Genomic DNA, 13679 nt, shown 5'->3' with positions numbered 1-13679 from the left:
GTAAGAGAAATGGTTGATCTTGATTATATTCTTTAAATGACATGCACCTGCCTCCTTTCAAAAAACTACAAAATAATATGCAGATTTCATGCCACCATTTTGGGACAGCCTCCCGTCCCATTTTTCAGGACAAGGGGCTTGACTTTTGCTGCACAATAATGCGATACTTTTTTCAGAAGCGAACAGAGCATTTTGTTATATCAAAACTGCACAATATCCAGCGATACGCGGTTTTACTATGACATTACCTCTCTCACTTCAACCATAATGCATGACTTATGATTTTGAAGCGGAAATAAAATTACAGTGTGCTTCGCGCACTTTACAAGAAGGAGAAAGGAGAAAGGAAGATGTCAAAAAAAATCTATGTAGGGAATTTTCCGTACCAGGCTGATGAAGATTCCCTGAGAGAGGTATTTGCAACAATCGGAGAAGTTCTGTCGGTGAAGATAATCACGGACGCGACAGGTCGCTCAAAGGGGTTTGGATTCGTCGAGATGACTTCTGATGAGGATGCCGAGAAGGCTATCACCGCTCTTAACGGCACGACACTCATGGGCAGGAGCATCGTCGTCAATGAGGCTCGGCCTCAGGCCGATAGAGGCAGAACAGGTGGGACAGGAAAGCAGAGAAAGTCTTTTGGAAAGAGAAGAGAATTGGGTAGGTGGAGATAAGAGTTTACACTACCACTGATTGTTATTGTTTTATGTGGATAATCTTTTGGTATTATAATAGAGCGTGGCACTAAAGAAGGTAAAACCAAAGGTACGCATTCCCATTCCAAAGCCTACCAAACCACATGGGACTAAGAAGGGGAAGAAGGGATATATACGTCAGAAAGGAAAAAACATAGGACAGTAATGATGGAATGCAGGAGTATCTTGAAGAATTAAATTTAGAACAGCGAGGGGCGGTAGAACACGGTGATGGTCCGCTCCTTATAATTGCGGGTGCTGGAACGGGTAAGACAAGGGTAATAACATACCGTATCGTCCATCTTATCACCACTAAAAAGGCAAACCCAGAAGAAATACTTGCACTTACATTCACCGAGAAGGCGGCAACAGAGATGGAGGAACGGGTTGATATATTCCTTCCTTATGGATACAATGATGTCTGGATAGGGACATTCCATGCCTTTGGTGACAGCATACTCAGAGATCATGCATTAGAGATAGGGCTTTCTACAGACTTCAGGGTGCTTTCTCAACCCGAACAGGTGATATTTCTTAGAAGACATCTTTTTAACTTACCACTTAATTATTTTAGACCACTCGGTGATCCCACAAAGCATTTACAGGCGCTTTTAAAGGTAATAAGCCGGGCAAAGGATGAGGATGTAACCCCTGAAGAATATCTACACTATGCAGACACACTTTACAGGGCAGCAATCGCACAACCAGAGAACCCCAAACTCCAAACGTCTCGACTGACCCTTCGACAGGCTCAGGGTGTCCAGTTTTGCGAGCATGGTGAGCCTGTCGAACCATCGACGAAGTCTCCGAGCTCCGAACTTTTAGATGAGGCATTGAGACAGAAGGAAGTAGCAGAATTTTACAGGTATTATCAGGGAATTATGGCGAAAGAGGGATTTATAGATTTCGGAGACCAGGTCAATCTTGTGCTGAAACTTTTCAGGGGAAGGGCAGCCATTCTTAAAAAGTATCAGGAGAGGTTTAAGTATATCCTCGTGGATGAATTTCAGGATACAAACTATGCACAGTTTGAACTTGTGAGATTGCTTGCTGAGAGACACAGGAATATAACAGTCGTTGGCGATGATGACCAGAGTATCTATAAATTCAGAGGTGCAGCCATAAGTAACATCCTTAAATTCAAAGAATACTACCCTGAGACAAAACAGATTGTTCTTATCAGAAATTACAGGTCAACTCAGAATATCCTTGATGCAGCTTACAGGTTGATACAATTTAACAATCCCGACAGGCTTGAGTTAAGGAATCAGATAGACAAAAGGCTTATCGCGGTCCAGCACCGCAACACTGCATCACCGCAGCACCTTTATTACGACACACTTACAAGCGAGTCTGATGCTGTAGTATCCATTATTGAAAAGAAGATCTCTGAGGAGGGATATAGATACAGGGATTTTGCAATACTGGTCAGATCAAATAACGATGCCGACCCATTCTTGAGGTCATTAAATATGAAAGGCATACCATTCAGATTCTCTGGAAGCAGAGGGCTTTACAGCCGGGCCGAGGTGAGGCTCATGATATCTTTTCTGAAATCCATTTCTGATTTCTCTGACAGCGTAAGCCTTTATCATCTTGCATCATCTGAGATATACAGATTGCCTTCATACGACCTTACCCTTTGTATGAATAAGGCATCCCGCATAAACTACACGCTTCACCATATCTTTCTGCGTCTAAACGATTTCCCCGACCTCTCTGAGACAATATCCATAGAAGGAAAGGCGGCGATCCAGAAGATTATAGAAGATATTATTAAATACAACAGAATATCTGTGGAGTTATCTCCAGGTCAATTACTTTACTCATTTATCACAGAGACAGGTTATCTAAAGCAATTAAGTCAGATGCTTACCCCTATGGCAGAGGAGTCTATTCAGAACATAGCCAGGTTCTTTGAGATAATAAAGAATTTTGAAATTGTTTCTCCAGCAGAGAGGGTTACACAGTTCGTGAAATATCTTGATCTGCTTATAGAGGCAGGGGATGACCCTGCAACTGCTGAGGCAGACCCTGATGTCGATGCAGTAAATGTGATAACGGTGCATAAGGCAAAGGGGCTCGAGTTCCCTGTAGTATTTATAGTTAGTCTGGTAGAAGGTAAATTTCCACTTAAAAGAAAGAGTGACCCCATAGAACTTCCTGATGCCCTTGTAAAGGACACACTCCCCTCAGGTGATTTCCATTACCAGGAGGAAAGAAGACTATTCTATGTGGGGATGACGAGGGCATTAAAAGAGTTATATTTTACAGGTGCAAGGGACTATGGAGGCATAAGGGCAAAAAAAATAAGCAGATTTGTGAGAGAGGCACTTGATGTACCTGATGTTGATAAAAAGATTTCCAAGACCTCTGCCATCGAGGCGATTGAACGGTTTGCTTCGACTGGCTCAGCACCGAATTTCTTTAAGAATCGAGACCTTCGACAAGCTCAGGCTGAGTCTGTCGAAGCCATGACATTGAGTCATTATCAGATAGACGATTATCTTACATGTCCATTGAAATATAAATATATCCACATACTCAGGGTTCCGATAATGCAGCACCATGCTGTTATATATGGGAAGGCGATGCACGATGTGGTAAGCGAATACTACAGGAGGAAGATAGAAGGTGAACAGATGAGATTAGAAGATCTGATTGCCGTCTTTGAGAAGTCATGGCGGAGTGAAGGTTTTCTCACAAGGGAGCATGAAGAACAGAGATTTGAAGCAGGCAAATCTGCACTCAGGATGTTTTATAATCGTGAGGAGGAGAAAGGAAGTATTCCCACATATATTGAGAAGGAATTTCTATTCCAGATAGATAACACTGTAGTTAAAGGACGGTGGGACAGGGTAGATGAAGACGGCGGCGGCGTTGTAATAATAGACTATAAGACCTCTGATGTAGTAAGAGAAAAAGAGGCGCACAGGAAGGCTAAAGAGAGTCTCCAGCTTTTGATCTATGCACTTGCTTACAGAGAGAGATTTAGGAAAATACCAGATAGATTAGAGCTCCACTTTATCGAGAGTGGACTTATTGGAGTTACACAGAAGACAGAGAAGGATATGGAGACGACAATCGAAATTATAAGAGATGTATCATCGGTGATTCGTTCAAAGGTATTTAATGCAAAGCCAAGCTATATGGCATGTGGTTACTGTGCCTATCAGGGAATATGTAATGAAAGGATTAAGGAGTAAGGCTTGTTCCTTTAATCATGTTCAATCCTTTAATCCTTACCCCTTAATCCTGTAGTATATCCTCTCAGCCTCTTCTTCAGCTTCTTTAACTTTGCCCTCTTTGAGAAGTTTAAGAATGTCTGATGAAACAAGTGAGGAGAAAAGCCCCTGTCTTTTTGATTCATTTTTGATATCCTTCATTGCCCGAGCCCTTATCTCTCCCATCATACTGAGAAATAGTTCATATTCTTTGCCATAGAGGGATTCGAGTTCCACGCGTATCTTTTTAGCCATCGCAGGACTCTTTCCACTGGTGGATATGGCTATCAGAAGGTCACCTCGTTGAACAACAGAGGGAACTATGAAACTACATTCTTCAGGTACATCTACTACATTTACAAGTATGCCTCTCTTCTTTGCTTCATAAGAGACAGCAGTATTAACCTTTCTATTAGATGTAGCCGCTATTACCATGAGGGCACCGTTGAGGTCATCAGTGGTGAAGTCTCTCTTGAGTAGGCGAATCCTTTTCTGCTTTGAGAGTTCTTTTAACACAGGGGTTGCATCTGGACTTATAACTGTGATATCCGCTGAACATTCGATAAGGGAGAGAACCTTTCTCTCGGCAACAGAACCACCACCAACAACAACAGCACTACGACCTTTCAGGTCGAGAAGGATAGAATAATACTTCATTTCTGGAGTTTTGTGATTATATTCTTTGCGTCTCTGGCATTCCTGTGGTCGGGATATTCTGAAAGGAGTAGTCTGAAAGAATTAGATGCCTTTTCTTTATTCCCAAGTTCTTTATACGAGAGTCCAAGATAATAAAGTGCATCTGCCTCCCGTGGAGATTTTGGATATTCCTTCAGAAGAACTTCAAAACGACCTGTTGCAGCTTTATAGGAGCCTTTCTTGTAATAAAAATGTCCTACATAAAATTCATATTCTGATGCGAGATTTCTGGCAATTCTCAATCGTTCTTCTATTTCTTCTTTATATGGATTTCTCGGATAGAGTTTTTTCAATTTTTCGAATTCAGCGATTGCGTTTTTAATCACCACCGCATTTCTGTCCGCACCTTCTATCTGTCTGAAATATGACATGGCTGTCTGATACTGAACATAGGTTGCATATTTATTAAATGGATAGAGCGTAAGGAACTTTTTATATTCAGTAATAGCCTCTTCATAGCTGCCTTCATCATAATAACTGTCTGCAAGTCTTATCTGTGTAAGTACGGCGTAATTCTTTTCGACATCCTTTTCCTGTATCTTCTTCAGTGCCTCCCTTGCTTCTTCATATTCACCCTTCCGAATCTTTTTGCTCGCATCAGTGAACAGAGCTTTTGGGTCAAATTGTATCTCAGAATGTTCCTTTGTTGTTGAACATGAAAGGATAAATATTGTGGCGATGGTAAGTGCTAAAAGCCTTAATATCATTGTCCTCTCCCTCACTCTTAACTCTTCATTTTTCACTGTCTTTAAATGGTGCCGAAGGGGGGACTCGAACCCCCATGGGTTTCCCCACACGCCCCTCAAACGTGCGTGTCTACCAGTTCCACCACTTCGGCAATAGCACTTGGAACGGCATTCGCTATATATATGTCAGCCATTCAGCGTATCTATCATTCATTCCAGTAACGATATTAAAGAATATCTCTTGCAGATTCTTTGTTATCGGTCCTGGTTTACCATTTCCAATTATCCTTCCATCAACTTCCTTTATCGGTGTTACTTCTGCAGCTGTTCCTGTAAAGAATGCCTCATCCGCTATATATACCTCGTCTCTTGTGAATCGTTCGGCAACAATCTCATAGTTTTCGTCTTTTGCTATATTTATGATGCTATCCCGTGTTATTCCCTCAAGGATTGATGTTAATGGAGTGGTCTTAATGATACCATTTCTGACGATGAATATATTCTCGCCACTCCCTTCAGAGACATATCCATCTGTATCGAGTAATAAAGCCTCATCGTATCCTGATAATATCGCTTCCTTTTTTGCCATCTGGGAATTAATATAATAACCACAGACCTTAGCCCTGCTCATAGATGTATTAACATGGTATCTGGCAAAAGAAGAGACTTTGACTCTTATTCCATTTTTTATTCCCTCATCCCCCAGATATGTCCCCCACGGCCATGTTGCTATTGCTACCCTTATTGGGTTATCCCTGGGATAAAGTCCCATCGCACCATATCCTATATAGACAAGGGGACGGATGTAACACTCTTCAAGACCATTGATCCTCACAGTCTCAATAATTGCCTTCTCTACTTCTTTCTCTGTATAGGGTATATCTATCTGAAAGATATGCGCTGATAAAAATAGCCTTCTTATATGTTCTTTCAATTTGAAAACAGCAGAACCCTTTTTGGCTTTGTAGCATCGTATTCCCTCGAAGACGCCAAGTCCATAGTGGAGTGTATGGGTTAGTATATGGACATTTGCATCTGCCCAGTCTACGAACTTTCCATCCATCCATATCTTTCTTGATTCCTCTATCATGTAGAAGGAAATATAACAAACCCTATATCTATTGTCAATTCCTTTTCTCAATTTTCAGTTCACTTTTGATTGTCACATTAGTCCACCTTTGATTGTCCCCTGACAAATCTCTATCGAATGTAAGTGCTTGACAAAGATTGAGATATTATGGTATTAAGCATACCGAGTTTGCCCTTACTTATTTTCTCTTTTCGAAAGGAGGTGTAGATGATGTTAAGAAGGTCTGTTCTTCTATTTGTAATTGCACTTATATCCCTCTCACTTGCAATCGGAACAGCACTTGCAGTTGCGCCTGGAAAGACTATTGAATACAAAGGTGGAACCTTAGGTAAAGTAATCCTCGATGGCAAAACCCATGCCGACAAAGGTCTAAAGTGCAATGACTGTCATCCAAAGATCTTTGCAATGAAAGGACCTGGCAAGGAAGGTTCTGCAAAGATGACCATGAAGGATATGAATGAAGGTAAGTTCTGCGGCACATGTCACAATGGCACAAAAGCCTTCAGCACAAAGGAGGCGCCAAACTGTGCTAAATGCCATAAGAAACAATAATGTTACAAGGTAGACAACGAGGTTTATCCTCGTTGATTCTTTCTGAATCAACGGACATAAAGTCCGTTGTCTACCTTTTTATTTCAACCCCAGCACATCCATCATATCATAGATACCAGCGTTTTTATCTGCAACCCATCTGGCTGCCTTAAGCGCCCCTCTTGCAAATGTGTCACGGCTTGATACCCTGTGGGTTATTTCTATCCTTTCGCCAAGTCCACCAAAAAGAACAGTGTGTTCACCAACAATATCCCCCGCCCTGAGAGTCTGGATACCAATCTCTTTTTTTGTCCTTTCACCTATTACACCCTTTCTGGCATATACTCCAACTTCATCCAGATTCCTTCCGAGAGCCTCTGCTATCACCTGTGCCATCTTCAGTGCTGTCCCACTTGGGGCATCCTTCTTTAACCTGTGGTGAGCCTCGACAATCTCTATATCATAATCATCACCGAGAATCTTCGCGATATCTGAGAGCACCTTTAGAAGCAGGTTAACTCCAACACTCATATTCGGGGCGATCACAGATGGTATCCTGCCTGCAAGCAACTTTACCTCTGCCATTTCCTCCCTATTGAACCCTGTTGTTCCAATAACCATTGGAATCTTTTTCCCTGAAGCGACATTTAGAGCCTTAAGTGTTGACGATGGAGTTGTAAAATCTATGATGACATTTGCATCCTTTAAGCAATCTATCAGACTATCGGTGATGTTAATTCCAATTTTCCCTATACCATTAATTTCACCTGCGTCTTTTCCAATAGCATGATGTCCTTCTTTCTCAACAGCACCAGAGAGTCTTAATCCTTGACTATCTCTCATCAACGCTATTATCCTCCCACCCATTCTACCTGCTGCACCAGTAACCACCGCATTAATCATAATACCACCCCCATTTATATCAATCCATAATCCCTCATCACCTTCGCAAGCCTTTCTCTGTTTGCCTGTGACATCGCACAGAGCGGGAGTCTTAATTCATCGGTACATTTACCCATTAAACCGAGTGCTGTCTTTACAGGAATCGGGTTTGTTTCGAAAAACATTGCCTGATTGAGGGGCTCAAGTTTGTAGTGCATCTCCCTTGCTTCACCTATATTTCCTTTGTCCCAGGCATCTATCATTGTTGCAACATCTTTAGGGGCGATATTAGCAGTCACAGAGATCACACCTTTTCCACCGAGCGCAAGGAGTGGAAATGTGGTAAAATCATCTCCAGAGACGACATTTATCCTATCTCCAGAGAGGCGAATAACCTCGCTTACCTGCTTCATATCACCGCTCGCCTCTTTAATCCCGACTATGTTATCTATCTCTGACAGCCTTGCCACAGTTGAAGGGAGCATATTAAGGCCTGTCCTTCCGGGAACATTATAAAGGACTATAGGGATATTCACCTCTTCTGCTACCTTTTCGTAATGCTGGTATAATCCCTCCTGTGTCGGTTTATTATAATAGGGGACGACAAGAAGTGCACCATCTGCACCGAGTTCCTTTGCCTTTTTGGTCATCATTATCGTTTCATCTGTGCTGTTTGCCCCTGTGCCTGCAATCACAGGAACCCGCTTATTTACTGCTTCTATCGTGACTTCTATAACCCTGTAGTGTTCATCATAATCAAGTGTTGCTGACTCCCCTGTTGTCCCGCAGGGAACTATGGCATCTGTGCCTTCTTTTATGTGCCACTCAATTAAATCTCCGAGTGCCTTTTCATCAATCTTCCCGTTTCTAAAAGGTGTTACTATCGCTACCATTGAACCTTTAAACATGGCATCCTCCTTTTAATAAACTATTATCATTTTACATCTTTAAATTTCATATTTATACGACAAACCAGCTCTGTATGAACCATTAATCTTATTGCTCCACCGAACAATACCATGATATTTGAGAATCTCAGGAATGTCCATATCTTTGAGTGTAACTACATGACCCCGTTCAAGGAGATAATCTGTTTTTAAACCAAATCCACCTAAAGAAGTATCAACAATAATTCCTCTGGCGGTTATCCTTTTGAGTTCTCTTATATTCATAACAACTACACTATACTCAATATCATAATTTGCTGGCTTTCTTTCATATCTTCTCTTTTCCATTATGGCTCAATCTCCCTTTTAAGTCTTTCAAAATCAAGCATAAACAAATTTATTTGTACGCCATTTGCCTTTTTAGAAAATACTGCCAGTCATGGTATCTTCGGAGCACTCCCGTTTCAAATAAAATTCGTTTCTCAGGATACTTATCAATAAGAAGTAAGCCATCGCTTATTATCTGAAATAAAAATACAGGTAAATCCAGATTGTTCAAGGCTGTAATCTGGACTTCATTCCCTATCTCTTTTGATATCTCTGCCTCAAGGTAAAAGATTGCCCATTGAGGAAGTTTAATAGGGTCTTTCTTGAAATAGATTGCAATATCCCAATCGCTCCTTTCGTCTGAGATGCCTTTTACCCTTGAACCAAATAGATATGCAAATTCAACGACTGGATTTCTTTTAAGAATATTCGTTATTTTTTCTTTTTTATTAATCATAGTTTTTCTATAAAGTTTATAAATCTTTTAATGTCATTTAATCCTAATTTCAAAAACCTTTTTAAATCGGGAGTGGTATCTATCTGGTAGTCGTGGGCGAGGAAGTTTCTCAAACCAGCAATATAGATAAACTTGTGAGCAAAACTCTTTGGAATAATCTTATAATCACCAAGTTTATATATGGAATCGCTGTAGGTAGAAGGCTTCGGAAGTCCTTTAATAGCAATGGACATCTCTGAAATATCGAGAACAATTTCTGTACAGAGATAGATAGAACGTTCTGTTATTTTTTTTATATCAATGGATGTTTGTAGATTCTTTAGAAATTTCGTTTTATTTATTTCTAAATAATGGATTTCCTCTTTAAGTCTTTCAAGTTTTCTATAAAGCACTTCATTCATGGTCTATTATAGCACTTTCACCCTTTTATAAGAAATTATGGACACCCCACGCATGGCACTTGGGACACCATACCATTCACCTATTTAGCAAATGGCACAAGCCGATAAACAAAACCACCTTTTGAGTATAACATATGTCCTTCGTTCTCAATTTTAAATTTTCTTATTTCCTCTTTCGTCGGTATATATTTCTCAAAATGATATGGGACATTGTCTATTAACAAAGTTATTCCATAGATCTGCTCGCCAATTCTTTCGTTTTTAGGGTGATAAGGTCCCTCCATATCAACAATGATACTTTCTTGGGTTTCAGGATTTTCAATCTCTACATAATGTAGTTTCATGGCTCCTCCCGATTTGGTTTTTGCATAATAAAAAGGTATTTAAATCCCCTAAGGTAAAAATTAAACTCTCTCGCCCTTTTGTGCCAGATACCAGTATTAGATGTCTGATTTCGCCTGACAACACAAATAACATCAACAGGCTCAAAATGTCTGCAAAGCATATTATAGACCTTGAATCCAACTGGAATATACCCCGTATTTTTCCTCCAGTGGTCTCCAATAAGCCATGCCATGACTTTACCATGTTTTAAAATACGGTGTATCTCTTTTGCTACCTTCTCTAATTCATCAAAGAATTCCTCTCTTTCGCAAGATATTTTCCCGATGCAACTTGGATGGTCTGAGTACTTCACATTGTCTGAGTAAGGCGAATCTACAAAGACAAAGTCAACTGAATCATGCTCAAGTGGTATATGTCGAGCATCGTTTTGAATTATATCCTGCCTATAAGGAGCGATGTCATAGCCTATGACCTTTCGTCCTAACTCTTTAGCTACATCGATAGTTGTTCCACTTCCACACATTGGGTCAACTACTAAATCACATTCCTTTGTATATCTTTGAAGAAGATTCCAAATAACGAATGCAGGTGTTACCCCATTAAACTTGTTATCCCCATGTGGCATATCACCATAGTTTTGAGTTGGAAAATCCCAGAGAGTAGTTGACTCAAAAATCGGCTCTATTTTCTTACTTTTCTTTACCTCTTTCATTATCTATAAACTCTCGTAAATCACTTATGAATTTATCAAACATTTTTACCTTATCGCTCTCTTCTACTTTAGTCTCGCTCATTACATAGCTTCCATCCGTATCAACTTCAACTATAGCTCTACCTTTTTTGGTCGGCTTTTTTGTAGTTAACGTATCGTCTTCATCGGGAGTTATAAATAAAACCTTAATATTTTTTGTAACAGGGTCTTGAGAAAGTTTTATTTTCCAATATCCTGTCTCTGCTATTCTTTCGCGCAATGTGGATTTACTAGACAGTATGGCGATAACTTTCAGATTCGTGGGGTCATAGATAATAATATCAGCATCTGGAAGGTGCATGCCCCATTCCCCATAGTTAACCAAAACTGCCCGCTTCACTCTGCTTAACTCTTCTGAGAGATTCTTAGGTTTTGTCCTGTCTAATTTGCTTCCTTTTACTATTTTTAAACCTAAACTTTCTACTTCATCTTTTATAATATGAACTATAAGTTTCTCAAGGTTATTACCTTTAAACCCTTTCCATGATTGCTCATGATCTTTTTGAGGCGTCGGATTTTTAAACCAATCTCTCTTATGAATTTCTTTTGCTTCGCGCAACAACTCGGAAATATGTTTGTAAGCATCAATTCCAAACTCCCGTTTCTTCTTTTCGTACAAATCAACCAAGTCTCTAAACTTCATAATTATCCTGCCATGTATTCAATTGCTGCTGTCTTAATAATTTTTACTCGGACAGTGCCTACATAATAAATCTCATCTACTTCGTCTTCGGAAGCATCTAAAATCTGTCCAATGGTCTCAAATTTCTCTTTAACTCGATTCTTTAATCGTTCGCTAATAGGAAGATAATCCACAGGGTGTTTACGCAGCTTTTCATATAGTGATTCTTCTTCAGGATAGGACTGAGCACAGTATGGACATATTTTCCATTCTTTTTTCCTTTCTTTTCCACAATTAGGACACGTCAAAATAACTCCCTTAGCAAGGTTGCTAACTATTTCAGTCATTTTTGGTGTCCCTTTATAATAAATCTTTACTCGTTGTCTATTTAGCTTCTCTATTTCTCCCCGCAAATTTCCCCCTGTTAACTTATCTTCTTTTAAAACATTTTCGGACATACAAATAGCAGTATTTACAGCATATACTTTCCCATATTTATTCTGTCCTATACTTTGCTGTCCCCGTTCCGAAAGTATCCCTGAATAAATTAGCACACCTATCATATCTTTTAAGTCATCGAAAATCTCATTTTCAATAGCAAAATAAATTGATAATTCGGGTTTTTCTTTTTTCCTCCACTTATTATTTTGTGTTCTCAAGTCAGAAATAACTAAGCTTGTAATAAAGTTATATCCAGTATCAACTGGAATTTTAAATCGCTCCAGACGTTTCTCAAGGCCTAAATAATATTTCCACAAGTTCTGCTCTACATAACCTTTAATTATTTTAGGTAAGTCCTTTTTCTTTGGTGCTATTTGTCCTATCTCATCGACTAATAAAAATAGATGTCGCGGATTCCCAAAACAAGCAATAATAACTACTTCTAATATTTCGTGGTCTTTATTTAGTTCTCTCCATATCTTATCTTCGCTTATTCTCTTCTCTAGAATCTCTTTGAAAAAGTTGATGTAGGGTTTTATGTCTTCAGGTTTTCTGTCAATACGGAGCACTCTGGCATCATGACCATAATCAAACTCTTTTCCATAAGAAGATATTCCTGGATATACTGCAGCTTTACAGGCTATTTTAGGAGAACGCAATCCTTTCATAAATGAAAAGAATTCTTCTTGTTGTTGTTCAGAGAGCGTGTGAGCCGCTTCGTCGAAAAGAAATATTAACCTATGAAGGTTATTTTCTTCACAAAACTTTTCTAAAAACTTTTTAAAAACAATTGGATTATTCAGTGCTTTAAACATGTCTTCTGTATTAACATTCAATTTTCCCAACGCCACCTTTCTAATATCATCACTCGTTTTATACCCCGCTCTTTCTATAACATTTATGTACTCTTCGAGAAGGTCTCTATATTTAGAAATCTCATATTTAGTTCCGAATACATTACCTAAATTACTTATCAAAGATACTCTTTCCTTTTCTTCTCTATCAATTTTTAGTAACGATACTTTATCAAGCAATGCTTTCAAGATTTTCGCCATCGTCCACTGTAAGAATGGATTATATTCAGCAGCATTGGTAATCTTTAATCGTTCAATTTTCAGAGAATCTTCGAAAGAAATATAGGAAGCCAAGATTCTTTCTGAATGAAAACGTCTATCTGCCTCAATTTCGGCGTATCGCATTAGCATGGTTTTCCCTACTCCCCTACTTCCTTCTACTAGATATTGCTCACCATTAAGTAAATGAGCTATGAACTCACCATGTTCTTTTACGAAAAACTTTCTGACCTCTTCTTTAGTTAAACTTTCAGTTCTAATAGCAAGCTGTTCACTTATCCCTGGCATTTTATACCTCTAAAATATCTAATTTTTTGATTATAGAACATATCACTTCTTTTTTTTCTTTATCTATTTCATTCAGCTCATTAAAAAACCGCACTGCCAAAATAGTATTGCCCAATCCTATCACCTTTTCCCATTCTTCCATAAACTCCGAAAATGCACTTTTATCATAATTAACTGGAAAAGCTATGAGTGTTTGCATTTTTCCTAATCTTCCGTGAACGTATTTAGATAGTTCTTTGTATGTATTCTCTACCTCCGTATGTAGTTCTTTTTTTAGTTTATT

At 39.2% G+C, this 13679-nt stretch carries 16 protein-coding genes and 1 tRNA gene; 3 read left to right on the top strand and 14 right to left on the bottom strand.

The annotated features are described in order from the left end of the window. Positions 1 to 308 precede the first annotated feature (308 nt). Both AB1488_08985 and AB1488_08980 read left to right on the top strand, forming a co-directional pair. A complete protein-coding gene (locus AB1488_08985) occupies positions 309 to 674 on the top strand; it encodes an RNA-binding protein (GenBank protein ID MEW6410223.1) in 366 nt (121 codons plus the stop codon). A gap of 194 nt (positions 675 to 868) precedes the next feature. Beyond that, positions 869 to 3901, top strand: a complete 3033-nt coding sequence (locus AB1488_08980; GenBank protein MEW6410222.1) for an ATP-dependent DNA helicase — start codon at positions 869 to 871, stop codon at positions 3899 to 3901. Between the two features lie 36 nt (positions 3902 to 3937). On the opposite strand, the gene AB1488_08975 is transcribed toward AB1488_08980, so the two are convergent. The 4 genes from AB1488_08975 to AB1488_08960 form a co-directional block, all read right to left on the bottom strand. Beyond that, positions 3938 to 4576, bottom strand: a complete 639-nt coding sequence (locus tag AB1488_08975; protein ID MEW6410221.1) for a bifunctional precorrin-2 dehydrogenase/sirohydrochlorin ferrochelatase — start codon at positions 4574 to 4576, stop codon at positions 3938 to 3940. Further along, positions 4573 to 5322, bottom strand: coding sequence for an outer membrane protein assembly factor BamD (locus AB1488_08970; protein ID MEW6410220.1), 750 nt, complete (start codon positions 5320 to 5322; stop codon positions 4573 to 4575). Before AB1488_08970 ends, AB1488_08975 begins: the two co-directional genes overlap by 4 nt. Before the next feature lie 46 nt (positions 5323 to 5368). Next, positions 5369 to 5453 (bottom strand) — tRNA-Leu (locus tag AB1488_08965). Positions 5454 to 5476: 23 nt separating this feature from the next. Beyond that, the gene (locus AB1488_08960) at positions 5477 to 6391 is read right to left on the bottom strand and encodes a branched-chain amino acid transaminase (GenBank protein MEW6410219.1); all 915 of its coding nucleotides are present in this window, start codon (positions 6389 to 6391) and stop codon (positions 5477 to 5479) included. Between the two features lie 207 nt (positions 6392 to 6598). On the opposite strand from AB1488_08960, the gene AB1488_08955 reads away from it, so the two are divergent. Further along, positions 6599 to 6943 carry a cytochrome c3 family protein gene (locus tag AB1488_08955; GenBank protein MEW6410218.1) on the top strand — a complete coding sequence of 115 codons (345 nt, stop codon included), beginning with the start codon at positions 6599 to 6601 and terminating at the stop codon, positions 6941 to 6943. A gap of 78 nt (positions 6944 to 7021) precedes the next feature. On the opposite strand, the gene dapB is transcribed toward AB1488_08955, so the two are convergent. The 10 genes from dapB to AB1488_08905 form a co-directional block, all read right to left on the bottom strand. Beyond that, positions 7022 to 7825, bottom strand: a complete 804-nt coding sequence (gene dapB / locus AB1488_08950; GenBank protein MEW6410217.1) for a 4-hydroxy-tetrahydrodipicolinate reductase — start codon at positions 7823 to 7825, stop codon at positions 7022 to 7024. A 14-nt stretch (positions 7826 to 7839) separates the two neighbouring features. Further along, positions 7840 to 8712 carry a 4-hydroxy-tetrahydrodipicolinate synthase gene (gene dapA / locus AB1488_08945; GenBank protein MEW6410216.1) on the bottom strand — a complete coding sequence of 291 codons (873 nt, stop codon included), beginning with the start codon at positions 8710 to 8712 and terminating at the stop codon, positions 7840 to 7842. A 39-nt stretch (positions 8713 to 8751) separates the two neighbouring features. Beyond that, a complete protein-coding gene (locus AB1488_08940; GenBank protein ID MEW6410215.1) occupies positions 8752 to 9039 on the bottom strand; it encodes a PilZ domain-containing protein in 288 nt (95 codons plus the stop codon). 49 nt (positions 9040 to 9088) lie between these two features. Next, the gene (locus AB1488_08935) at positions 9089 to 9475 is read right to left on the bottom strand and encodes a nucleotidyltransferase domain-containing protein (GenBank protein MEW6410214.1); all 387 of its coding nucleotides are present in this window, start codon (positions 9473 to 9475) and stop codon (positions 9089 to 9091) included. Beyond that, a complete protein-coding gene (locus tag AB1488_08930) occupies positions 9472 to 9876 on the bottom strand; it encodes a HepT-like ribonuclease domain-containing protein (protein ID MEW6410213.1) in 405 nt (134 codons plus the stop codon). The genes AB1488_08935 and AB1488_08930 overlap by 4 nt, the downstream gene beginning before the upstream one ends. Before the next feature lie 80 nt (positions 9877 to 9956). Then, a complete protein-coding gene (locus AB1488_08925; protein MEW6410212.1) occupies positions 9957 to 10220 on the bottom strand; it encodes a hypothetical protein in 264 nt (87 codons plus the stop codon). Next, positions 10217 to 10933 carry a DNA methyltransferase gene (locus AB1488_08920; GenBank protein ID MEW6410211.1) on the bottom strand — a complete coding sequence of 239 codons (717 nt, stop codon included), beginning with the start codon at positions 10931 to 10933 and terminating at the stop codon, positions 10217 to 10219. The genes AB1488_08925 and AB1488_08920 overlap by 4 nt, the downstream gene beginning before the upstream one ends. Beyond that, on the bottom strand, positions 10911 to 11615 hold the full coding sequence (locus AB1488_08915; GenBank protein MEW6410210.1) for a BsaWI family type II restriction enzyme: 705 nt from the start codon (positions 11613 to 11615) through the stop codon (positions 10911 to 10913). Before AB1488_08915 ends, AB1488_08920 begins: the two co-directional genes overlap by 23 nt. A gap of 2 nt (positions 11616 to 11617) precedes the next feature. Then, a complete protein-coding gene (locus tag AB1488_08910) occupies positions 11618 to 13396 on the bottom strand; it encodes a zinc ribbon domain-containing protein (GenBank protein ID MEW6410209.1) in 1779 nt (592 codons plus the stop codon). A 1-nt stretch (position 13397) separates the two neighbouring features. Beyond that, the coding region (locus AB1488_08905; GenBank protein MEW6410208.1) for a hypothetical protein at positions 13398 to 13679 on the bottom strand (282 nt) is incomplete at its 5' end.

This window comes from Nitrospirota bacterium (genome assembly GCA_040756155.1).
In the GTDB taxonomy this organism is placed as follows: Bacteria; Nitrospirota; Thermodesulfovibrionia; order JACRGW01; family JBFLZU01; genus JBFLZU01.
Note: the sequence above shows the minus strand (reverse complement) of the source record. Positions and strands in the feature narration are given on the sequence as shown.